Below are 22,914 nucleotides of genomic sequence, written 5' to 3' on the forward strand. Positions count from 1 at the left end.
TTGCATCTGTTGGGGTGGTGCAGGTGGGTGGTTTGATCTGAGCCAGGTTCAAAGGGTTTTTCGCATACGCGCGTTGCTCAGGGCAATGCCACGTATGACGGGGATTTGTTGGCGTTGTAGCTCAAAGCCGAAATGTGCGAAGAAAGCCTGGGCATTGAGACTGACATCGGCGCTCAGCTCAGGCAGGCCGCTTTGCCGTGCTGTCAGTTCGATATGTGCATGCAGCAATCGGCTCACGCCCTGGCGGGCGTATTGCGGAGCCACAAAAAAGTGGTCGACATAGCCATTGGCCTGCAGATCGGCATAACCCATGGGTAAGTCATCGGCGCAGAAGGCGACAAAAGGCTTGAGTGTCTGGATGCGCTGACGCCACTCCATCCAGTCGGGGCTCTGTGGCGCCCAGGCATCAAGCTGTACCTGGCCGTAGTGATTCACTGCCAGTTGATGAACAGCATCGTGAAACACCTGCCATGGCGCGATTTCATCTCCGGGGCGATAGCTGCGTACATGCATGGGTTGGCAGATTGATTGGGTTTGGCAAAAATGCTTTGCAGCAGCAGATGTATGACATCGGTGCAGTGCGCAAGGGCGGCTGTGGAAGCACTTCTTCATCTGCATGCAACCCGCTGTTTTGATGAATTTTCTGTCATCAAATGAAGGTGAACGGTGGTCTAAAGTTTGTGAAATGCTCAGGTTTTTATAGCGGAAAAAATAACGCCAACCTCTAGAATGATCCGCCCATGCCCTTGATATACCTCATCCTCCTACCTTTTGCAGGCAGCCTTCTGGCTGCCTTATTGCCTGCGAACGCGCGCAATACTGAATCAACACTCGCGGGTGTGATTGCGCTGATATGCGCTATTCAGGTGGGAATGCTGTTCCCGGAAATGGCTGATGGAGCGGTGCTCAGGCAGGAGATTTCCTGGCTGCCGGCGCTGGGGCTGAACCTGGTGATCCGCATGGACGGGTTTGCCTGGCTGTTCTCCATGCTGGTTTTCGGCATCGGTGCGCTGGTGGTGCTCTACGCGCGCTACTACATGTCGCCCACTGATCCTGTACCGCGCTTTTTCTCGTTTTTCCTGGCCTTCATGGGGGCCATGGCGGGGGTGGTGCTCTCGGGAAACATCATTCAGCTGGTGTTTTTCTGGGAGCTGACCAGTCTTTTCTCGTTTCTGCTGATTGGCTACTGGTATCACCGCAAGGACGCACGCCGGGGCGCGCGCATGGCATTGACGGTCACGGGCACTGGCGGGCTGGCCATGCTGGTGGGCATGCTGGTGCTGGGTCATATCGTGGGCAGCTATGACCTCGACAATGTGCTGGCTGCTGGGCAGCAGATTCGCGACAGTCACCTCTATCTGTTGGCATTGGTGCTGATTTTGCTTGGTGCGCTCACCAAAAGTGCTCAATTCCCATTCCAGTTCTGGCTGCCCAATGCCATGGCGGCGCCTACGCCCGTGTCGGCCTATCTGCACTCTGCGACCATGGTCAAGGCCGGCGTGTTTTTGCTGGCACGGCTGTGGCCGGTGCTGGCAGACACCGATGCATGGTTCTGGTTGGTCGGTGGAGCCGGTGCCATGACGCTGTTGATTGGCGGCTATTGCGCGATGTTCCAGCATGATCTCAAGGGCTTGCTCGCGTACTCAACGATTTCGCACCTGGGTCTGATTACCTTGCTGCTGGGCCTGAACAGCAAGCTGGCCGCCGTGGCCGCAGTTTTTCACATCATGAATCACGCGACCTTCAAGGCTTCGCTGTTCATGGCTGCAGGCATTGTGGACCATGAAAGCGGCACGCGTGACATCCGGCGTCTCTCGGGTTTGCGCTTCATGATGCCGATCACGGCCACGCTGGCCTGTGTGGCCAGTGCCGCGATGGCTGGTGTGCCGCTGCTCAACGGATTCATCTCCAAGGAAATGTTCTTTGCCGAGACGGTCTATCTGGATGCAGCGCCCTGGGTCAAGACCGTGCTGCCCGTGGTTGCGACCGTGGCGGGTATGTTCAGCGTGGCCTATTCGCTGCGCTTTACGTTCGATGTCTTTTTTGGCCCCCAGGCAAACGATCTCCCTCACGAGCCGCACGAGCCACCGCACTGGATGCGCGTGCCGGTGGAGCTGCTCGTCCTGGCTTGCCTGATCGTCGGCATCTTCCCGGCCTGGGCGGTGGGCGGTTTTCTGGCTGTCGCTGCGACTCCAGTCGTAGGCGGTGACTTGCCTCAGTACAGTCTGGCCATCTGGCATGGCTGGAACATGCCGCTGATCATGAGCCTGGTGGCGCTGGCCGGCGGTATCGTGCTCTACACCATGCTGCGCTGGCAGCGAACGGTCGGACACTTCGACACCACGCCCGTGCTGGGCCGTGTCAGCGGTCGCAAGATTTTTGAGAATCTGCTGGCTCGCATCACCTGGCTGGGCAGGGCAGGGCGCCGCAGTCTGTCCACGCGCCGCCTGCAGTGGCAGATGCTGTGGCTGGTCTGCGTTGCTCTGGTGGCAGCAGCATTGCCAATGTGGCTATGGGGCATGAAGCTGGGCAATCGCGGCACTTTGCCCGTGTCTTCGGCTTTTGTGCTGCTCTGGGCGATTGGCTGCCTGTGTGCACTGGGCACAGCCTGGAAAGCCAAGTACCACCGGATGACCGCATTGATCATGCTCGGCGGCACGGGGCTGTGCACGGTGCTGACCTTCCTCTGGTTCTCGGCTCCCGATCTGGCTCTGACCCAGCTGGTAGTTGAAGTCGCCACCACGGTGCTGATCCTGCTGGGGCTGCGCTGGCTGCCTAAACGGGACAAGAATATGCGTGCGGCCGATAACGCCGATGCCAGGGCCAAGGCACGCCGCCTGCGCGATCTGGTGCTGTCGCTGATTGTCGGCGGCGGCATGGCCTGGCTGGCGTTTGCCATGATGAGCCGGCCTTTCTATGAAAGCACCTCCACCTTCTTCCTCGAAAACGCGCTGGGCGGCGGTGGCGGCACCAATGTGGTCAATGTGATGCTGGTGGACTTCCGCGGCTTCGATACCTTTGGCGAAATCGTGGTGCTGGGCATTGTGGCCATCGTCATCTATGCGCTGCTGCGCCGCTTCCGTCCCGCACGCGAGGCCATGGACATCCCGGAGCAGCAGCGCTATGTGCCTGGCGATTTGCAGACCGACCTGCTCAACCCGCGCAATGCCAGCGATACAGCCGTGGGCTACCTGATGGTGCCAGCTGTGCTGGTGCGGCTGCTGCTGCCGTTTGCGACGCTGGTGGCTGCCTATATCTTTGTGCGCGGCCATAACCAGCCTGGCGGCGGGTTTGTGGCGGGGCTGGTGTTTTCGGTCGCCTTGCTGATGCAATACATCATCTCGGGCACGCATTGGGTGGAGGCGCATCTGCCGCTGTATCCGCGTCGCTGGATTGCCGCGGGTCTGCTGTTTGCACTGGGCACGGGCCTGGGCTCTGTGGCCGTTGGCTACCCCTTCCTGACCAGCCACAGCTTTGACTTTTCGCTGCCGTTGGTGGGGCATGTGCATCTCGCCAGCGCCACCTTCTTCGATATTGGCGTGTTTGCGCTGGTGGTGGGATCCACCATGCTGATCCTGACAGCGATCGCTCACCAGTCGGTGCGCGGACATCGCTTCCATGCGCGCTTGCTGGAAGAGCAGGAACAAGAGGCCAGGAAGGCCGAGGCCGAGGTGCAGGCCGCCACAGCTGCAGCACTGGCAAGGGGAGGTATGTAATGGAAATCGTTCTGGCCATTGCCATCGGTGTGCTCACCGGCTCGGGCGTCTGGCTGCTGCTGCGCCCGCGCAGCTACCAGGTCATCATGGGGCTGGCGCTGCTGTCATATGCCGTCAATCTGTTCATTTTCTCCATGGGACGTCAGGGCCTGTCGATCAACAAGGTGCCGGTGCTGCAAAACGGTGTACCGACCGATTTGTCGCACTATGCCGACCCCATGCCACAGGCCCTGGTGCTGACCGCCATCGTCATCGGCTTTGCCATGACGGCGCTGTTCCTGGTCGTGCTGCTGGCATCGCGCGGCGCTTCTGGAAACGACCATGTGGATGGCATGCACTCGCGTACCGAACAGGAAATGCTATGACCGGGTGGATTGAGCATCTGATGCCGCACCTGATGCTGGCTCCCATCATGCTGCCCATGCTGACGGCAGCGCTGATGCTGTTTTTGCGTGAAGAGCGTCAGCGCCTGAAGCTGGGCATGAACATCCTGTCCACCACTGTCAGTCTGGTGATCGTGGTCATGCTGCTGGGCTGGACCAACCAGGCGGGCTCTGCCGTCACCATGTCGGTCTATATGCCCGGCAACTGGCCGGCGCCCTTTGGCATCGCGCTGGCGCTGGACAGGCTGACTGCCCTGATGCTGCTGGTCACCTATGTGGTGGCACTGGCCGCGCTGGTGTTTTCCGCTGCGCGCTGGCACAAGGCCGGAGTGCACTTCCACCCCTTGTTCCAGCTGCAGCTGATGGGGCTCAGCGGGGCCTTCATCACGGCAGACCTGTTCAATCTGTTTGTGTTCTTCGAGATCATGCTGGCAGCCTCTTACGGTTTGCTGCTGCATGGTTCCGGCAGCACGCGCATTCAGGCAGGTCTTCACTATATCGCCATCAATCTGGCAGCGTCTTCGCTGTTCCTGATCGGCGTGTCCATGCTCTACGGCATTACCGGAACGCTCAATATGGCCGATCTGGCCCGGGCCATTCCGCAGGTGCAGGATGCTGACCGCGGCCTGCTGCATGCGGCAGCGGGTGTGCTGGGCACGGCATTTCTGATCAAGGCGGCGCTATGGCCGCTGAACTTCTGGCTGGTGCCAGGCTACAGCGCGGCGACCGCGCCCGTGGGCGCCCTGTTTGCGCTCATGACCAAGGTGGGGGTCTATGTCATCTTGCGCCTGTGGACCCTGCTGTTCAGCTCGGAAGCCGGGGCATCGGCCCTGTTTGGCAGCACCTGGCTGATCGTGGGCGGCATGCTGACCATGGCTTTTGGTGCCATCGGCATGCTGGGCTCGCAGCGGCTGACCCATCTGGCGGGCTTCGCCGCCATTCTTTCGTCCGGCACTCTGCTGGCCGCGACGGGTTTTGGCCAGAATCTGCTGACCGCGGGCCTGCTGTATTACCTGCCGGGCTCCACGCTGGCCGTGGCGGCCCTGTTCCTGATTGCCGATGTGGTGGACCGCTGGCGCGTGGATGACGATGCGGGCGAGCCCTATGAGGACAATGAAGCGCCATTCCTCAATGCAGAACTGTTGCCCACCGAAGGCTTCAATCTCGACGATGATGAAGAGCTCATGATCGGCCGGGCCTTCCCGGCAGCGGCGGCTTTTCTGGGTCTGAGCTTCATGGCCTGCACCTTGCTGATCTCGGGCCTGCCGCCACTGTCCGGCTTTCTCGGCAAATTTGCCATGCTGACCAGTCTGCTCAACCCGCTGGGCATGGGTACATCCAGTGGAGTGAAGGCAGGTCCGCTGGGCTGGAGCATGGTGGCCTTGCTCATCATCACGGGTTTGATGGCGTTGGTGGCACTCACGCGCACCGGCATCCGGCATTTCTGGGCCAATCCGGAGCAGAACGCGCCATCACTCAAGGTGGCGGAAGGCTTGCCCATCGTCGCACTGCTGCTGTGCTGTGTGGTGCTGACGATCAAAGCCGATGACGTGATGCGCTATACCCAGCGGGCTGCCAATGCACTGCATTCGCCCGATGTCTATGTGCGTACCGTCCTGGGTCTTGCTCCGGTCCCCGCGCCCAAGGAAAAGAAGGCTCAGGAGGCCGCGGGTCCCGAGGCGGCGGCACGTGCTGCAGCGCTGGAAATGCAGGCGGAGCCCGTCCCGGGTATTGGCGATGAAAGCGAAGCTGCGCAGGATGCCGCTACTCAGACCGCAGCCTCGGCTCAGAAAGAGGAGGGCCGTCCATGAAGAACATCATGAAATCCATCTTCCCGGCACCGCTGCTGTCGGTGGCTCTGCTGGTGCTGTGGTTGCTGCTCAACCGCTCGGTCAGTGCCGGCCAGATCTTGCTGGGCCTGATCCTGGGTCTGCTGATTCCCGTGCTGCTGCGCGGCCTGCGCCCCTTGCCGGTGCGGGTCAGCCATCCGCTGAGCATTCTCAAGCTGGCATTTCGTGTGGTCTGCGACACCTCGGTCTCCAACTTCAATGTGGTGCGTTTTCTGCTGCTGCCTCGCATGCGCAAGCATCCGGCGGCCTTTGTCCATATTCCTCTCGAGCTGCGCGATCCCAACGGACTGGCAGTACTGGCCATGATCGTCTGCCTGACGCCCGGCACTTCCTGGGCCGAGATTTCGCGTGACCGCTCCATGCTGCTGCTGCATGCGCTGGAGGTGGAGGATGCCAGGAAGCTGGCTGACTTTGTGAAGTCTCGCTACGAGAGCCTGCTGATGGAGATTTTCGAATGAATCCCTGGTTTTATTGGGTGCTGATGGCATCTCTGGTCATGCTGCTGGCGGCCATGGGGTGCTCGGTGTTGCGCCTGCTCAAGGGGCCGCATGCGCAAGACCGCGTGCTGGCACTGGACTGCATGTACCTCAACGGCATGCTGGCCATGCTGGTCATGGGTATTCTGTATGACAGCACCAACTATTTTGAGGCGGCCTTGCTGGTGGCCCTGTTCGGCTGCGTCGGCTCCACGGCCATGGCCAAGTTCCTGCTGCGCGGCGAGGTGATCGAATGAGTACCGAGGTCATTGGCGTGGATCTGCCGCTGTGGGCCCAGATTCTGGTGGCGGCCCTGGTCTTCGGTGGTTCGCTGATTGCTCTCATGGGCTCGGTAGGGCTGCTGCGGCTCAAAAGCTATTTCGAGCGCGTGCATGCGCCCTCCATCATCGCCACCATGGGCTGCTGGCTCATCATGCATGCCACCTGGATTTACTTTTCCGTCAGCGGTCAGGGCTTTGTCATGCACTCGGTGCTGATTGCCATCTTCATTGCCGTGACCGTGCCCATCACCACCATCTTCCTCATGCGCGCAGCGCTGTTTCGCTCGCGCCGAGCAGGAGAGAGCGTACCGCCCACGCTCAGCAACCTGGTGCGCAACGAACCTCTGGACGAGGAAGAGGCTGCCGAAGCCGACGAAAAACCATTGGCGAACAAAGGCTGAAATCCTTGGAGTCCAAGCCCTGCAGGGTGGCCGTCTTGCGCTAGATTGGCAGCCATGCTCAATATTGTTGCCATCTGCATCGGTGCCTGCCTGGGCGCCCTGTCGCGCTGGGGGCTGGGACTATGGCTTAGTGCCGGAGCCAGCATGCCATGGGGCACTCTTGCCGCCAATCTGATCGGCGGCTATCTGATCGGCGTCTTCATTGCGCTGTTTCAAGCCATGCCCCAGCTGGATCCGGCCTGGAAACTGGCCATCATCACCGGCTTTCTCGGTGCTCTGACCACGTTTTCCAGCTACTCGGCCGAGGTCATCGGCCTGCTGCAGCAGCAGCGCCTGGTCGCAGCCCTGGGCTGGACTAGCCTGCACCTGCTCGGCTCTCTGTTCATGACCTACATGGGCATGCTCAGCTGGAGCATCGGGTTCAGTCGTTAAGCTGGCAGACCATTTGTCACTATTGAGGCAAACTGCTTCAGCGTTTAGAGGCGAAATACTCTCATTGGCTATAGCTTTGTGAGCGTATAGTGCAAGCATCATCTGCACTACAAGTGCATTTGAGCTTGAAGTACTTGACGGATGGGCGGTCAGCGCTACGAAATCTTTAGGGATGGCTGTAGCCCGTGCCACTCAGCATTCTAAGAACCGAGGGTCCATGCAAATTTCTTCACCCCTGTCCGATACCGATCTGGCCAATGCCTGGGCCGAGCTGCACAACCAGGCCCATAACGGCAAAGAGCTGGAACCTCAATCCAACCGCCTTGCATTCGCCGATCCGGAGTTCATGTTCCGCCGTGAAACGCGTGGCATCCGCATGCAGCTGGAAATGCTCAAGCCGGATCTGACCCAGATCGAGCGCGGCATCAAGCACACTGTGGTGGTCTACGGAAGCGCGCGCTTTGTGGATATGGAGCAGGCGCGTCAGCAGCTTGCAGAAGCGAAGGCCAGTGGCGATACCCAGCGTATGGCGCTGGCCGAGCGCGGCATGCGCAATGCCGAGCGCTATGAGGCGGCACGTGCCTTTGCGCGCATAGTGGCGACCGAAGGCATGAAGCAGGCGCCCAGCGAGCGCTTTTACATCTGCACTGGCGGAGGTCCCGGCATCATGGAGGCGGCCAACCGCGGCGCGCATGATGCGGGTGCTCCCAATGTTGGGCTGAACATCTATCTGCCGCATGAACAGCATGGCAACCCTTACATCACGCCGGGGCTGAGCTTCAAATTCCACTACTTTGCGCTGCGCAAAATGCATTTCATGATGCGTGCCAAGGCGCTGGTAGCCTTCCCTGGCGGCTTCGGCACCATGGACGAGCTGTTTGAGGTGCTGACGCTGGTTCAGACCCACAAGAGCAAGCCTGTGCCCGTGATTCTGTTCGGCACGGAGTTCTGGAAGCGGGTGCTGAACTTCGACGTGCTGGTGGAAGAGGGCACCATTTCCGCCAAGGATCTGAACCTGTTCCGCTACACCGATGATCCGGCCGAGGCCTGGTCCTTCATCCAGCAGTTCTACAAGACCGGCTGGAACAACGGATAAGCGGTCACGCCAACCCCAAGCCGCCAGAAGGATTTCCTCTGGCGGTTTTTTATTGGTTCATCGAGGAATTCCGTGGAGATGAGCCCGTTCGTTTTGTAATCTGACGACAGCGAAGCTGACATCGGAGAACAAATCAAATGCTGGACTCGAAGTTATTGCAGGCTCTTGGCGGCTGGGAGGGCTACGAGGTTGAACGTGTGCAGTGGCCCCAGGGCGATAGCCGCACCGTGTCGATCTATCTGAAGCCGCAGGCCAGCGTCATGCATTGCGAACGCTGCGGTGCGCAGTGCAGCCAAGTCCATGAGACCACGACACGGCGCGTGCGCGATCTGGCATTGTTCGAGTACAAGGTGGTGCTGCATGTGCCGCGTCGGCGTCTGTGGTGCGATAGCTGTGGTGGCCCGCGCCTGGAGAAACTCAGCTGGCTCGGTCGCTACCAGCGCGTCACAGACCGTCTGGCACAGGCGTGCAGCCAGTTGCTTCGCAGCAGCAGCATCAAGGCAGTCGCGGCCTTCTTCGATCTTGGGTGGCACACGGTCAAGTCCATCGACAAGACCTTATTGCTGGCCACTACCGCGCAGCCGCAATGGGAGCGGATCGAGTACTTGGCAATGGACGAGTTTGCGTTGCACAAGGGCCATCGCTACGCCACAGTCGTCATCGACCCCATCAGCCGGCAGGTGCTGTGGGTGGGGCAAGGGCGCTCACGCGAGACGGCCCGCCAGTTCTTCGAGCAGTTGCCCGTTGGCGTTGCCCAGCGCATTCGCGCGGTTGCTATCGACATGACTACTGCCTACGAGCTGGAGATCCAGGCCAACTGCCCCAACGCCGAGATCGTCTATGACCTGTTCCATGTCGTGGCCAAGTATGGCCGGGAGGTTATCGACCGAGTGCGTGTCGATCAGGCCAACTTGCTGCGCCAACAGCCCTTGGCGCGCAAGGTGCTCAAGTCCAGCCGCTGGTTGCTACTGCGCAATCGCAACAAGCTGCAGGCTCAACAAGCAGTGCAGCTCAAGGAGCTGCTGGCGGCCAATGAGCCATTAATGGCGGTATACGTCTTGCGCGATGAGCTAAAACAGCTGTGGTTTTACCGTCGTCCGGCTTGGGCGCATCGCGCCTGGCAGCACTGGTGTGAGCAAGCGCGCCAAAGCGGTATTACAGCACTGAGCACCTTTGCTCAGCGCTTGCAAAGCTACCTGCACGGGATCATCGCCCGATGCCGGCATCCGTTGAACACAAGTGTTGTCGAGGGCATCAACAACACCATCAAGGTCATCAAGCGCCGGGCCTATGGCTACCGCGATCAGGACTATTTCTTTCTGAAGATTCGCGCAGCCTTCCCCGGTAATGCGCGATGAACCTTTTTATTGCGCATCAACGGATGGCCGATAGCTTCTGCGGAGTCAGCGCTCGGGCCTGGTTCTGCCTAAATGCCATGCAGCGATTGCTCGGCCAGTTGCTGGGCGCGCGCGATCGAAATGCCTTCATGCTGGTCGACGACCAGAGCATCGCTTTCTTCATCGCTGCGGTGCAGCACCACGCGCGGACGTGTACCGTCGGCCTGGATATGCACATCGGCCGGACGTGACTTTTGCGTGGGGTAGACCGCAATCAGATTGGACAGCCAGCCAAAGAAAGTCGGGTCTTCGGGCGGTTTGTCGTAGGAGTCCAGATAGCGGTGAAAGCTGGCTTCGCTGGCCGACACCCAGGTGCCCCAGAGAAAGGGCTCGTCCACGCCATGAATCGGCACTTCCAGAATTGCGCGCACATAGTATTGCGTGCCTTCAGGGTGGGCGATGACGCAGAGGTCGTCGGTCAGCTGCGCCCATGCCTCGCGTTCTTGCTCGTTCAGGCGTCGGTAGGGCGCAGGGGCATCGAAAGCAAAGCTTGGCGATCCTTCGTGAATCTCATCGCATTTGCTGCATCGGTAGGCAAAGATGGCGGCCATGGTGTAAGGGCTCAGCGTTTGCGAAAGACCAGCGTGCGGTTGTTGGCCGGCATGGCCTGGTCGAGTTCAAGCTGCAGGCCGTGCTGACCGGCCAGGGCCACGATGGCTTCAAAGTCGCGCAGGCCGCTGCGCGCATCGCGCTGGCGCAGCCAAGCGTCGAAGGCCCGGTTGCTGTCGCTGGTGAAACGACCACCATAGTTGAACGGGCCATAGATGGCAAACACGCCGCCGTCGGGCAGATGCGATCCAGCCAGCTCGAACATGCGCTGTACCAGCGGCCAGGCCACGATATGACAGGTATTGCTGGTAAAGACGGCATCAAAGCCTGATGGTGCCGTACTTGCCGGCCAGCCACTGCTCGCCAGGTCGAACTCCAGCGGAGCACGCAGATTGGGGGATTCATGGGCGGCGTGCCAGGCCTGGATGCCTGCATGACTTTCGGCCAAGTCGCTGGTCTGCCAGAGCAGCTGCGGCAGGCGCGGTGCGAAGTACACGCTGTGCTGCCCGGTGCCGGAGCCTATCTCCAGCACATGCCGGCTGTGCTGAAAAGCGGATTGCAGCACCTCGCAAATAGCGGCCTGATTGTTTTCGCAGGCCTGGGAAAAAGGCAGTTGCGGGGCTGTCGATGGAAGGTTCGGGGTCATAGGAAACTTGGCGGGCAGACACGGGAAATCGTGCGGACATCTTCTCCCGAAATGGCAAGTCCGAGCACTGTGACAGTCTTCAAGGCTTGAAGCGCAGCCTGATCTCGGGCCGCACGCTCAGGCCGCCGATTTTCCAGCTGTATGCACCCAGGCCCAGCGTGGGCGTGGAGCTGGCGTTTTGCGAGAGCACCTCGGCATTGCCGGGCAGACTGACTTTCAGGCTGCCATTCATGGTGATGCCCAGTTGCGCGAAGTCTCTCTTTTCCTTGTCCTTGAGCGGCTTGGCGGCAATCGTCATCACGCCGTTCCTGTCTGTCTGCACGGTGAACATGTCCAGCAATCGCAGGCCTTCGCCGGGATTTCTCTGGCCGGCAATCTCCAGTGCATAGCGCGCATTGCCTTTGTAGACGGCTTTCCTGACCTCCGGTTCGCGGCTCAGTTGCTGCGCTTGCGCAGCCAGCTCCTGGTGGTCCTTCTCGCTCAGCACGCCCTGCTTTCTGAGCTTCATCACGGCCAGGGCATTCACCACCGTGCCGTCAAAGTGGTAGCTGTAGCTGCCGTCAGCCTGTACTTCCACGCTGGCGGCGAACCGTTCAGGTACCAGGCAGGCGGTCAGCAAGGCGACGAGGGCGGTGGTCGTCAACAGCGCAAAAGGCTTGTGCATGAGGACTCCTTTTGAGTCGCATTGCAGCGGCCCAGGGTGCAGAGGTCTGAGTCATCGTAGAGCAAACAGGACATGTGCCAATAGGGGCTGCCATCAAGCTTGCGCGGAGTCTTGCCGGAAGATTGTTCAAAAAGAGTAGCCGCAAGCGATTTCTACCTAAGGGATGGAGACCTGGGGCTGTAGCGATCTTCACTTGGATTTTGACTCGGCCTTGAGCTGGCTGATGGCTTCCTGAAAGCCCTGCAGGTACTTGGTGCGCGTCTGCTCGGCCAGGGTAGGCCACTGTGCGGCTGGCAGGCTCAGCGATTCCATCGTCAGCCTGGCAGCCAGTTGCGGGTCCCGGGAGGCCTGAACCGCCTGCATGCCGTGCAGATTGATCCAGTGCGGGTCGTAGGCGTGGGGCGTGCGGCGATCCCAGTCCACGACCCTGGCGATCAATTCCTGAGCCTTGTCCAGATCCTGAAACAGATAGCGGTTGATGGGGGCTCCATAGCTCTGATTCATCACATCGACCGCTTGCCTGGCAGTGACGTCGGCACAGCGGTTGGCGTCGAAGCGGGCACGCAGCTGGCCGGCGTAGAACCAGAAGGCAGCCTCGTCCCGCAGACCGGCCTTGAACAGTGTTTGCGACAGCACATAGAACACGGGCGGTTGAAAGCGTTCGGGCGCGGCGCGTATGCGCTCGAGCACGGCTTGCTGCTGCTGAGGCGTGCCCTGCGACAGCAAGCGAAGAGCCTCCTGCCCCAGTCTGGTGTCGATCTGCGCATAGACGCCCTGGGGGACCAGTACCTGAGTCGCAGGGGGAGGCAATGGCTTGGGCGCAGCTGATGGCTGCTGAGTCTGTGCGCAAGCAAAGCCCGAGAGCGCCACCAGCGCACCGGTCACCATCTTTGCTGCAACATGGCTCATGCTGAACTCCTTGTGCTTGCGATGCAAATCATTCTGGACGGTGTCAGACAAATACCCACTCTGTCGCATATCTTAAATAGCATGCTTGGTATCTGTGTCTCGTATTTACCAAGAAGCCCTGATTTCGATGAAGACTAGGCATCGCGTTGCCGTGAACCCCGAAAGCTTTGCTTGCTGATGGCGGCGGTGTGCCCAATGTCGGATTGGCCAGCACATCGGCTTTGTCATCGGTGCTGCGCCGATGGCCGAGAGCGGATGCCGCCTCGCCGCCGAGCAAACCGGCAGGCTCAGTCCCGGGCGTTGAAGGCCCTGTGATAACTCACCTCGCCTTGCGGCGGCAGGCCTTCGAAAGTCAGGGCCTGAAAGTACTCGGCAGGCACTCCGGGCAGCACCAGGCCCGGCACCGTCCGGAAACCAAAGCGCCGGTAGTAGTCCGGATCGCCAAGCAGCACGCATCCCCGCGCAGACTGCGCATGCAGAGCGCTGATGGCTGCCTGCATGAGTGCACTGCCGATACCCTGTCGCTGTCTTTGGGGAACGACGGAGATGGGGCCCAGGCCAAACCAGTGCTGGCTGCCGTCGCTGATGTTGACGGCGGAGATGGCGACATGCCCGACGATTTGCTCGTCAATCTCTGCGACCAGGGACAGGGCAAGAGCCCCGGCTGCGCGCAACTCACGCACGATGAATTGCTCGGTGTGATCGGTATGTGGTGCGTCCTTGAAGGCCTGGATCGTCACCTGCTCGATGGCCTTGGCATCGGTGGGCAGTTCTGCTCGGATATGCATGGGTTGGATTGGATTCTCGAAAAATCCCGGGAAAAGGCCAATTCGGCCCATCAGCCTATTGCAATTGCTTTCTTTACGCTTTGGGACGAAAAAACCGCCCGAAGGCGGTTCTTTACGGCGGGGCCTGCCGGGTGATTACACACCGGCCACTTCAATGCCCTTGAATTCCCCGGTCGCAATCTTTTCCTTCCAGATGGCGGGGCCGGTGATGTGGGCGCTGGTGCCGCCGGCATCCACGGCCACGGTCACAGGCATGTCGACTACGTCGAATTCATAGATGGCTTCCATTCCCAGGTCTTCAAAGCCCACTACCTTGGCCTGCTTGATGGCCTTGGAAACCAGGTAGGCGGCACCGCCGACGGCCATCAGGTAGGCCGACTTGTGCTTCTTGATGGCATCGATGGCGACAGGGCCGCGCTCCGACTTGCCGATCATCGAGATCAGGCCGGTCTGGGACAGCATCATGTCGGTGAACTTGTCCATGCGGGTGGCCGTGGTGGGGCCTGCAGGGCCAACCACTTCGTCGCGTACGGGGTCCACGGGGCCTACGTAGTAGATCACGCGGTTGGTGAAGTCCACGGGCAGCTTTTCGCCCTTGGCCAGCATGTCCTGGATGCGCTTGTGGGCGGCATCACGGCCGGTCAGCATCTTGCCGTTGAGCAGCAGTGTGTCGCCGGGCTTCCAGCTGGCCACTTCTTCCTTGGTCAGATTGTTCAAATCGACCTTCTTGGACTTGTTGTAGTCGGGGTGCCAGTCGATCTTGGGCCAGGTGTCCAGAGAGGGGGCATCCAGGTGCACGGGGCCGGATCCATCCATCACAAAATGGGCGTGGCGGGTGGCGGCGCAGTTGGGAATCATGGCCACGGGCTTGGAGGCCGCGTGCGTGGGGTACATGTTGATCTTGACGTCCAGCACTGTGGTCAGGCCGCCCAGACCTTGGGCGCCGATGCCCAGGGCGTTGATCTTTTCGAACAGCTCCAGACGCAGCTTTTCCACGTCGTCGAGCTCTGCACCGCTGGCGGCTTTTTGCTGCAGCTCGTACATATTGAGATCTTCCATCAGGCTTTCCTTGGCCAGCAGGACGGCCTTTTCAGCCGTGCCGCCGATGCCAATACCCAGCATGCCGGGCGGGCACCAGCCTGCGCCCATGGTGGGGACGGTCTTCAGAACCCAGTCCACGATGTTGTCGCTGGGGTTCATCATGATCATCTTGGACTTGTTCTCGGAGCCGCCGCCCTTGGCGGCCACGGTCACGTCCACCTTGTCGCCGGGCACGATCTGCACATTGATCACGGCGGGGGTGTTGTCCTTGGTGTTCTTGCGCTTGAACTGCGGGTCAGCCACGACGGAGGCGCGCAGCGTGTTGTCGGGGTGGTTGTAGCCACGGCGTACGCCTTCATTGATGGCGTCTTCCAGCCCCATGGTGAAGCCTTCCCACTTGACGTCCATGCCCACTTTCAGGAACACGTTGACGATGCCGGTGTCCTGGCAGATGGGGCGCTGACCGGTGGCCGCCATCTTGGAGTTGGTCAGGATCTGCGCCATCGCATCCTTGGCCGCAGGGCTTTGCTCGCGCTCATAGGCGCGGGCCAGATGCTGGATGAAATCCGGCGTGTGGTAGTAACTGATGTACTGGAGGGCACCTGCGATCGAATCGATCAGGTCCTGCTGGCGGATGGAGGTGGTCATCGTGAAGCTTCTCGGGGGTTGCAATCTGTACGCGTGGGCCGCGCACGTTAAACCCATCGATTATCGGTCCAGACGACAATTCTTGCAGCCATAACCCACCAGTCTTATATATGACTGGTGGGTGCTGTGTGGCGTTCAGCCGGTCAGTGCGCCGAGGATGGAGGCCGAGAAATCGGCCTGACCACCTCGACGATCGTCTCTTGCCCAGGCCAGCAGGCTGTCCGCCGGCATGGGGCGCGCGTAGAAGTAGCCCTGAAGCTCATCGCATTGCATCTCGATCAGGATGTCCCGCTGACCCGCAGTTTCCACACCCTCGGCCACCACGCGCAGGCCCAGGGCATGGGCCAGGCGCACGACGGCATGGACCACGGCACGGGCATCTTCCTCGGTTTCCAGGTCGCGGATGAAGCTGCGGTCGATCTTCAGCTGCTGCGCGGGCAACTGACGCAGATAGTTGAGGCTGGAGTAGCCGGTGCCGAAGTCGTCGATCGAGAGAAAGATGCCGATGCCGCGCAATTCCTCGATTGCGCGCTGCGTGGCCTGGGTGTCCTCCATGGCCACGGACTCGGTGATCTCGCACAGCAGCTGGCTGGCCTGTACGTCGTGGCGCAGCAGCGTCTGGGTGATGCGGTCTGCCAGGCCGCTTTCACGCAGCTGGTGCACGGAAAGATTGATCGCCACCCGCATCTGCAGTCCCATATCGCGCCACAGTGCCAGCTGGCGGCAGGCTTCTTCGATCACCCAGTTGCCCAGGCTGTTGATGATGCCGAAGCGCTCGGCCAGGGGAATGAAGATGTCCGGGGCAATCATGCCGCGTTCGGGGTGGGCCCAGCGCAGCAGCGCCTCGACCCCGATGATGTTGCCGCGCTCGCTGTCGATCTTGGGCTGGTAATGCAGCTCCATCTGGCCGCGCTGAATGGCGTGGCGCAGGTCGTTTTGCAGCTCCAGCTGCTCGGATGCATCGCTGCCCATATGCGGCTCGAATACTGCAAAACCGTTGCCGCCATTGCGTTTGGCTGCGTACATGGCGGCGTCGGCGTTGGCTATCAGGTGGTCGCGGTCGCCATGGTCGGGAAAGGCCACGATTCCAATGGAGCAGGTGATCTGCAGTTCCTTGTTCCCCAGCCGAAAGGGCTGACTAAGCGCCTTGATAATGCGATTGGCCACCGCCATGCAGGCGGCCACGTCCTGGGTGTCTTCCAGCAGCACCAGGAATTCATCCCCGCCCACGCGGGCCACGGTATCGCTGCTGCGGGCTTGCTCAGTCAGCCGCTCGGCTGCGCTGATGAGGATCTGATCGCCTGCGGCGTGGCCAAAGGAGTCATTGATGGGCTTGAATCCGTCCAGATCCACAAACAGAATTCCCAGCCGCTCCTTGATTCGTGAACGGTTGGCGCGCTCCAGGCGCAGCAGGGCATGGATGAGGCGGTCTTCGAACAGCAGCCGGTTGGGCAGATTGGTCAGCGGATCGGCAAAGGCGCGCTGGCGCAGCTCGGTATTGGCCAACTGCAGCTTGGCATTGGTTTCCTGCAGCGATTGATTGAGCTTGAAGGCTGTGCTCTGCAGGCGCGCATCGAGCAAGGTGCTGAACATCGCCGCAATCAGCAGCATGACCGTGGTGATGATGATGATGGTGGTGAGTTCGGGGCCGCTCAGGGCTTCCGCACTCAGGCAGAGCGAGCCGCTGGCAAAGCTGGCTGCCGACATTCCGGTGTAGTGCATGCCACAGATGGCAAAGCCCATGACCAGTGCAGCCAATGCCTGGAACAGCCACAACCGCTTGCCGGAGAGCGAAAACAGCGCGCGAAACAGAGTCAGCGCCGTGGCAGAGGCCAGTACTGCGATCAGAGCGGAGGCCGCCACCAGTGGCCAGTCCCAGGCAATCGGGATGGACATCTCGATGGCGAGCATGCCCAGGTAGTGCATGGCGCAGATGCCGCCGCCCATGAGCAGCGAGGCGCCCAGAAAATGAGGCCTGCGGTATTCGACCCTGGTTGCCACTCCAAAGGCCAATGCAGATGCCGCGACTGCCGCGACCCAGGAGGCCAGCGTCAGAGCGCCGCCGTAGCCCAGGGTGATGGGCAGCTCAAACGCCTGCATGCCTATGAAGTGCGTGGCCCAGATCCCTGTGCCCATCACCATGGCACCGATTGCCCACCAGATGCGTCCGATTCTGCCCGAGGCCATGCGCATGCGACGGGCCAGACCCAGCGTCACAAAAGAGGCAAATACCGCGATGACGATGGAGACACACACCATCATCGTGCTGTAACTTGATGTCATGACGGTGGTGGCGATGGGGGTGGAAAGATCAGTGAACATTGATGTGGCGGGCCAGCAAGGCCGGTCGGATTCTCTGTCCGATATTGATTTAATGTAACTATGTATTTCTGGCCTTGCCGGCGCAGGGGTGTTGCCTCGATTGTGCTTGCCGCCTGCCGGGCTGAGCTAGCATGGACCGGTTGTGGAAGTGGCCTGCCTGGCGGTGGGTCGACTTCCGTTTGCGGCCAACGGCAGCCAGATTTCCTCAGCCAGCTGCGCCGAGTTGTATTGCAAGGAGCGATTCCATGACAGTCACCCGCCAGGAAAAAGACACTTTTGGCCTGATCGATGTACCCGCCAACAAGCTCTGGGGCGCGCAGACGCAGCGCTCGCTGCAGAATTTTGACATCAGTGGCGAGCAGCAACCGCGTGAAATCATTGCTGCACTGGCGCAGGTCAAAAAGGCCTCCGCCAGCGTCAACCAGGCGCTGGGTCTGCTGGACGAGAAAAAATCCAGAGCCATCAATGCGGCTGCCGATGAAGTGCTCGCGGGCAAGCACCCCGATGAGTTCCCCCTGGTGGTCTGGCAGACAGGTTCCGGCACGCAGACCAATATGAATGTCAACGAGGTGCTGGCCAACCGGGCCAGCGAGCTGATGGGCGGCGAGCGCGGTGAAGCCCGTCTGGTGCATCCGAATGACGATGTGAACAAGAGCCAGTCCAGCAACGATGTCTATCCCACGGCCATGCATGTGGCGGCGGTTACGGCCATCGAGCACAAGCTGCTGCCCGCCATCGCCAGGCTGCGTGTCACGCTGCTGGCCAAGAGCGAAGCCTTTGCCGATATCGTCAAGATCGGTCGCACGCATTTGCAGGACGCCACGCCGCTGACGCTGGGCCAGGAAATATCCGGCTGGGTGGCCCAGCTGGCCCATGGCGAAGCCCATGTGCGGTCCGCATTGTCGCATCTGTATGAGCTGGCCTTGGGGGGGACGGCCGTGGGTACGGGGCTGAATGCTCCCAAGGGCTACGCCGAAGGCGTGGCGGCAGAACTGGCCAGACTGACGGGCTCCCCGTTTGTCACCTCGCCCAACAAGTTCGAGTCCCTGGCGAGCTGCGACGGCTTGGTTTATGCACATGGCGCTCTCAAGACGCTGGCTGCAAGCCTGATGAAAATCGCCAACGACGTGCGCTGGCTGGCATCCGGGCCGCGCAGCGGCCTGGGCGAAATCTCGATCCCGGAGAACGAGCCGGGCTCGTCCATCATGCCGGGCAAGGTCAATCCCACGCAGTCCGAAGCCGTGACCATGCTTTGCGCCCAGGTGTTCGGCAACGATGTGGCCATCAATTTCGGCGGAGCCTCGGGCAATTTCGAGCTGAACGTGTTCCGCCCCATGGTGGCGCACAACTTCCTGCAAAGCGTGCGCCTGCTGGCCGACGGCATGGTCAGTTTCAACGATCACTGCGCTGTGGGCATAGAGCCAAACCGTGCGCGCATTGACGAACTGGTAGGCCGTTCGCTGATGCTGGTGACAGCGCTCAACACGCATATCGGCTACGACAAGGCAGCCTATATTGCCAAGAAGGCGCACAAGGAGGGCAGCAGCCTGCGAGACGCGGCCATTGCCAGCGGCCATGTGACGGCCGAGCAGTTCGACCAGTGGGTCGTGCCCGAGCAGATGGTTGGCAATCTGTAGGCCGGCTCCGTCCTGAAAAGAGCCCGCATGTCGGGCTCTTTTCTTTTTGCGTCGGCTTTGCACACAATGCGACATCCTTGATGGCAGGAGTCAGCATGCCCGTACAACAGCATCTGGTGCAGGTTTCGGTTTTGGATCTACGGCCCACGCAGATGACGGTGGGGGCTGCCGAAGTGTCGCTCAAACGCTCTCAATGGGCTCAACTGAAATCCAAGGCTCGCGACAAACTGTTGCTCAGTCACTGGTTTCCTGCCGTGAAAGGTCCTCAGGGCCGGTTTTTCATCGTGGATCACCATCATCTGGGACAGGCGCTGATGCATGAAGCGGTCAAAACCGTCTGGGTCATGCAGTTGGCCGATCTGAGCGAGCAGGGCGCGGAGATGTTTTGGCGCGTCATGGAGTTCCACCACTGGGCGCACCCTTATGACGAGAAGGGGCGGCGTTGCGAGTTTTCGCAGATCCCCCTGCAACTGAGTCAGCTTAAGGATGACCCGTATCGGAGCTTGGCGGGGGAGGTGCGCAAGGCCGGTGGTTATGCCAAGGATGCCTCGCCTTATGCCGAGTTCCTCTGGGCTGATTTTTACCGGCCTCTGTTTCGCAAGGCGGATTTGCGCAGCAATGGCCGTTTTGGCTTGCCCGAGTCTGCGGTCGTGGAGGCTGTTGCGCTGGCCCGTAGCGTCAAGGCGCAGTTCTTGCCAGGCTGGTCCGGAGTCTCCAACTCGCTGCACGAATAATATGGACCAAACGCGCAGAGGCTTGCTCGCTCTTCCCACCAGCGCCGATTGGGTGGCGGGCCTGTCGATTGCAGGGCTGCTGCTTCCCGAAGCGGTGGCTTACGCGGGTCTCGCCGGAGCACCGCCGCAGGCTGGGGTGGTGGCCTTGTTCGCCGGGCTGCTGGTCTATGGACTGGCCGGAAGCAGCCGCTTTGCGATTGTTTCTGCGACCTCTTCATCGGCGGCCGTGCTGTTGGCGGCTAGCAGTTCTGTTCTGCATGTCTCGGCTGAGCATCGCGCCGCCATGGGCATAGGCATGGTATTGGTGGCAGGCATCATCTTTGTGCTGGCCGGGCTGATGCGGTTGGGGGCCATCTCCCAGTTCATTGCCAAGCCCGTCCTGCGCGGTTTTGCCATGGGACTGGCCTTGACCATTGTGCTCAAGCAGCTGCCTCTGGCGATCGGAGTGCATCCGGAGCACAGCGATTTTCTGCATTTCAGCTGGGAGCTGCTGGCAAGGTTGTCTGACTGGAACTTATACGGTCTGGCCATGCTGGTGCTGGCCCTGTTGACATTGCATCTGCTTGGCCGCTGGCGAGCCGTGCCGGCGGCTTTGCTGGTCATCGTGGCCGGGATTGCTCTTGATTTTCTGGGGTATGGACGGCTCTGGTGCATATCTCCCGTGGGGGCGCTGGAATTGGGTGGTGTGCATCTGGCTCTGCCAGATCTGGCCTGGCCAGACTGGCTGCGCGCAGGACAATTGGCGCTAGCACTGGCCCTGATCTTGTATGCCGAGTCCTATAGCTCCATACGCTCGCTGGCCTTGCGACATGGAGATCCGGTTTCCGCCAATCGCGATTTGCTGGTCTTGGGTGGCGCCAATATGGCGTCGGCCCTGTTTCAGGGCCTGCCCGTGGGCGCCGGCTTTTCAGCCAGCTCGGCCAATGAGGCCGCAGGAGCCAGAACCAGAGCCGCAGGGCTGATTGCTTGCGCCGTCGTGGCATTGCTGGTGTGGCAGTTGTTGCCATTGATGGAGAGGATTCCAGAACCCATGCTGGCTGCCATCGTCATGCATGCGGTAGGCCATTCACTCAACTGGAGGAGTTTGAAGCCATATTTCGCCTGGCGCCGTGACCGGACTCTGGTAGTCACTGCGTTTGCAGCCGTGATTTTGCTGGGCGTACTCGATGGCTTGCTGCTGTCCATGGTGCTCAGCATCGCTCTGCTGCTCAAGCGCATGGCCCAGGCAAGAGTCAGCGAGCTGGGCCGGTTGGCAAATAGTCACGATTTTGTGGACAGGCAACTGCACCCCGAAGCTCTGGCTGTCCCTCATGTGCTGATTGTGCGTCCCGAGGAAGCTTTGTTCTTCGGCAATGCCGATGCTGTCATGGCCGACATCAGTGCACGCGCGGGGCGCGCTTCTGGTCTGAAGACGCTGATACTGAGTCTCGAGGAATGTCCGGACCTGGACAGCACCAGCATAGAGGCCTTGAGCGAGCTTGCCAGGCAACTGGCGCAGGCTGGAATCAGGCTCAGGCTGGCGCGTGTCAAAGATGGCGTTCGAGAGTTGCTGCAGCGCGTGCAGATTCAGGACCTGGATCCCCTCGCCTATGCCGCCTGGAGCGTGGACGATGCGGTGCAAGGGATTGAAGACCCGGTCGGGTCTTCAAACACCTTGGCCGCTGAGCCCTAGGTTCTGAGTCCTCGGGTGCAAGGCTGATATCAGTTTCAAGGTGCGATGGCCCGGTTCAGGCGCAGCGCATATCTGAAGCCCAGTTGCCCCACGGCGCAGGCAATCAGCAACACGGAAAAGGCCGACAGCGCAGGGTTGTTGCCCAGACTGGCCCCAAGCGTGCACAGGCCACCCACGGCCATCTGAGAAAAGCCGTAGACGCCGGCGGCCGATCCCGTCAAATCGCTGTGCACACCCAGAGCCTTGGAGAGTGCGGCGGGGCTGGTCATGCCGGAACCTAAGGTAAACAGCAGCATCAAAGTCACGACAGCGGGCACGTTGATCAGCTGCAGCAGCGTCAGGACTAACAGTGCAGCCGCGCAGCCCAGGCTCAGCATATTGCCGCCCAGTATCAACCGCTCCAGTGGCCAGCGTTTGACGAGCTGGCGTGCCAGCGCATTGCCTGCTGCCATGCCGGCCATCAGCACCCCCAGGTAGATGCCAAGCTGCGCCTTGCTGGTGTGCAACTGTTCGATGAAGATGAACGGTGCTGCAGCAATAAAGGCGTACATGGATGTGGTGGCGCTACCGCCGCCTATGGCGAAGCCCAGAAACTGAGGTGAACCCAGCAAGGTTCGATAGTCATTGCGCACGGTGCGCCAGTTCAGCTTGCCGGTGGGGCGACCGGTCTCAGGAAGCAGGCGCCAGACTCCGATGGCCGTTAGCGCCCCCATCAGCGCCAGCACCGCAAAAATGATGCGCCAGCCGAACAGGGCATCCAGCCCCGAGCCTATGGAGGGGGCGATGCCCGGGCCAATCATCATCATGAGATTGAGCAAGGCCAGACTGCCCACGGCAGTTTCGGGTGTCGCGGTGTCGCGGGCAATGGCGCGGCCCAGTGCCAGGCCGGCGCAGCCACCCAGAGCCTGAATCAGGCGCGCGCCAATCAGCATATTCGCGCTCGGGGCCAGAAAGGCCGCAAGGCTGGCGACGGTGTAGAGACAGAGGCCGACAAGCAACAGGGGGCGGCGGCCCAGTGCATCCGACATGGGGCCGTAGATCAGCTGGCCCAGTGCCAGGCCGAGGATGTAGACGGTGATGGTCTGCTGCATCTGTCCGCTGCTGGCGCCGAAGTGGCGAGCAGCATCGGGCAGAGCCGGGATGAACATATGCATGGCCATGGTGCCGGCAATGGTGACCATGACCAGCAGCCAGAGTGGCGCTTTGCGTACAGGGGTGACGGGACTTTGCATACAAGTGAAATCCGGAACTAGCTGTGAGGTTTCTGTTGCG

The 22,914-nt window shown here is 60.8% G+C and carries 21 protein-coding genes; 12 read left to right on the forward strand and 9 right to left on the reverse strand.

Annotated elements, in window-relative coordinates; translation table 11 throughout:
* Nucleotides 1–48 precede the first annotated feature (48 nt).
* Nucleotides 49–513, reverse strand: coding sequence for a GNAT family N-acetyltransferase (locus F0P97_RS07555; protein ID WP_182286279.1), 465 nt, complete (start codon nucleotides 511–513; stop codon nucleotides 49–51).
* A 227-nt stretch (nucleotides 514–740) separates the two neighbouring features.
* Between F0P97_RS07555 and F0P97_RS07560 the strand changes: the two genes are divergently transcribed.
* The 9 genes from F0P97_RS07560 to F0P97_RS07600 all read left to right on the forward strand — a co-directional run bounded on the left by F0P97_RS07560 (nucleotide 741) and on the right by F0P97_RS07600 (nucleotide 9,993).
* Entirely contained in the window at nucleotides 741–3,716 is a 2,976-nt protein-coding gene (locus tag F0P97_RS07560) for a monovalent cation/H+ antiporter subunit A (RefSeq protein ID WP_182286280.1), read from the forward strand.
* Entirely contained in the window at nucleotides 3,716–4,081 is a 366-nt protein-coding gene (locus F0P97_RS07565; RefSeq protein ID WP_182286281.1) for a Na+/H+ antiporter subunit C, read from the forward strand. Before F0P97_RS07560 ends, F0P97_RS07565 begins: the two co-directional genes overlap by 1 nt.
* Nucleotides 4,078–5,910, forward strand: a complete 1,833-nt coding sequence (locus F0P97_RS07570; RefSeq protein ID WP_182286282.1) for a monovalent cation/H+ antiporter subunit D — start codon at nucleotides 4,078–4,080, stop codon at nucleotides 5,908–5,910. The genes F0P97_RS07565 and F0P97_RS07570 overlap by 4 nt, the downstream gene beginning before the upstream one ends.
* Nucleotides 5,907–6,407: a Na+/H+ antiporter subunit E gene (locus F0P97_RS07575; RefSeq protein ID WP_182286283.1), complete on the forward strand. Its 501-nt coding sequence runs from the start codon at nucleotides 5,907–5,909 to the stop codon at nucleotides 6,405–6,407. The genes F0P97_RS07570 and F0P97_RS07575 overlap by 4 nt, the downstream gene beginning before the upstream one ends.
* Complete coding sequence (locus F0P97_RS07580; protein WP_003057255.1) at nucleotides 6,404–6,682, forward strand: K+/H+ antiporter subunit F; 279 nt, start codon at nucleotides 6,404–6,406, stop codon at nucleotides 6,680–6,682. Before F0P97_RS07575 ends, F0P97_RS07580 begins: the two co-directional genes overlap by 4 nt.
* A complete protein-coding gene (mnhG, locus tag F0P97_RS07585; protein WP_182286284.1) occupies nucleotides 6,679–7,107 on the forward strand; it encodes a monovalent cation/H(+) antiporter subunit G in 429 nt (142 codons plus the stop codon). The genes F0P97_RS07580 and mnhG overlap by 4 nt, the downstream gene beginning before the upstream one ends.
* Before the next feature lie 54 nt (nucleotides 7,108–7,161).
* The gene (gene crcB / locus F0P97_RS07590; RefSeq protein ID WP_182286285.1) at nucleotides 7,162–7,539 is read left to right on the forward strand and encodes a fluoride efflux transporter CrcB; all 378 of its coding nucleotides are present in this window, start codon (nucleotides 7,162–7,164) and stop codon (nucleotides 7,537–7,539) included.
* Nucleotides 7,540–7,756: 217 nt separating this feature from the next.
* On the forward strand, nucleotides 7,757–8,635 hold the full coding sequence (locus tag F0P97_RS07595) for a TIGR00730 family Rossman fold protein (protein WP_182286286.1): 879 nt from the start codon (nucleotides 7,757–7,759) through the stop codon (nucleotides 8,633–8,635).
* Nucleotides 8,636–8,772: 137 nt separating this feature from the next.
* Nucleotides 8,773–9,993 (forward strand): ISL3 family transposase, encoded by a 1,221-nt coding sequence (locus F0P97_RS07600; RefSeq protein WP_182284095.1) that lies wholly within the window; start codon nucleotides 8,773–8,775, stop codon nucleotides 9,991–9,993.
* A gap of 68 nt (nucleotides 9,994–10,061) precedes the next feature.
* Here the strand turns inward: F0P97_RS07600 and F0P97_RS07605 are convergent, their stop codons facing one another.
* The 7 genes from F0P97_RS07605 to F0P97_RS07635 form a co-directional block, all read right to left on the reverse strand.
* Entirely contained in the window at nucleotides 10,062–10,583 is a 522-nt protein-coding gene (locus F0P97_RS07605; RefSeq protein WP_182286287.1) for a DUF2199 domain-containing protein, read from the reverse strand.
* A gap of 11 nt (nucleotides 10,584–10,594) precedes the next feature.
* The gene (locus F0P97_RS07610) at nucleotides 10,595–11,227 is read right to left on the reverse strand and encodes a DUF938 domain-containing protein (RefSeq protein WP_182286288.1); all 633 of its coding nucleotides are present in this window, start codon (nucleotides 11,225–11,227) and stop codon (nucleotides 10,595–10,597) included.
* 79 nt (nucleotides 11,228–11,306) lie between these two features.
* On the reverse strand, nucleotides 11,307–11,891 hold the full coding sequence (locus F0P97_RS07615; protein ID WP_182286289.1) for a hypothetical protein: 585 nt from the start codon (nucleotides 11,889–11,891) through the stop codon (nucleotides 11,307–11,309).
* Nucleotides 11,892–12,080: 189 nt separating this feature from the next.
* Complete coding sequence (locus tag F0P97_RS07620; RefSeq protein WP_182286290.1) at nucleotides 12,081–12,800, reverse strand: hypothetical protein; 720 nt, start codon at nucleotides 12,798–12,800, stop codon at nucleotides 12,081–12,083.
* A 287-nt stretch (nucleotides 12,801–13,087) separates the two neighbouring features.
* Complete coding sequence (locus F0P97_RS07625; RefSeq protein WP_182286291.1) at nucleotides 13,088–13,588, reverse strand: GNAT family N-acetyltransferase; 501 nt, start codon at nucleotides 13,586–13,588, stop codon at nucleotides 13,088–13,090.
* A 135-nt stretch (nucleotides 13,589–13,723) separates the two neighbouring features.
* Entirely contained in the window at nucleotides 13,724–15,277 is a 1,554-nt protein-coding gene (locus F0P97_RS07630) for a fumarate hydratase (protein WP_182286292.1), read from the reverse strand.
* Nucleotides 15,278–15,412: 135 nt separating this feature from the next.
* Nucleotides 15,413–17,599, reverse strand: a complete 2,187-nt coding sequence (locus F0P97_RS07635) for a putative bifunctional diguanylate cyclase/phosphodiesterase (RefSeq protein WP_232538148.1) — start codon at nucleotides 17,597–17,599, stop codon at nucleotides 15,413–15,415.
* Nucleotides 17,600–17,844: 245 nt separating this feature from the next.
* On the opposite strand from F0P97_RS07635, the gene fumC reads away from it, so the two are divergent.
* The 3 genes from fumC (at nucleotide 17,845) to F0P97_RS07650 (ending at nucleotide 21,642) form a co-directional block, all read left to right on the forward strand.
* The gene (gene fumC / locus F0P97_RS07640; protein WP_182286293.1) at nucleotides 17,845–19,236 is read left to right on the forward strand and encodes a class II fumarate hydratase; all 1,392 of its coding nucleotides are present in this window, start codon (nucleotides 17,845–17,847) and stop codon (nucleotides 19,234–19,236) included.
* Nucleotides 19,237–19,331: 95 nt separating this feature from the next.
* Entirely contained in the window at nucleotides 19,332–19,970 is a 639-nt protein-coding gene (locus F0P97_RS07645) for a ParB-like protein (protein WP_182286294.1), read from the forward strand.
* Between the two features lies 1 nt (nucleotide 19,971).
* Nucleotides 19,972–21,642 (forward strand): SulP family inorganic anion transporter, encoded by a 1,671-nt coding sequence (locus F0P97_RS07650; RefSeq protein ID WP_182286295.1) that lies wholly within the window; start codon nucleotides 19,972–19,974, stop codon nucleotides 21,640–21,642.
* 35 nt (nucleotides 21,643–21,677) lie between these two features.
* On the opposite strand, the gene F0P97_RS07655 is transcribed toward F0P97_RS07650, so the two are convergent.
* Nucleotides 21,678–22,874, reverse strand: coding sequence for a multidrug effflux MFS transporter (locus F0P97_RS07655; protein WP_182286296.1), 1,197 nt, complete (start codon nucleotides 22,872–22,874; stop codon nucleotides 21,678–21,680).
* Nucleotides 22,875–22,914 lie beyond the last annotated feature (40 nt).

The organism is Comamonas testosteroni (genome assembly GCF_014076415.1).
In the GTDB taxonomy this organism is placed as follows: domain Bacteria; phylum Pseudomonadota; class Gammaproteobacteria; order Burkholderiales; family Burkholderiaceae_C; genus Comamonas; species Comamonas testosteroni_F.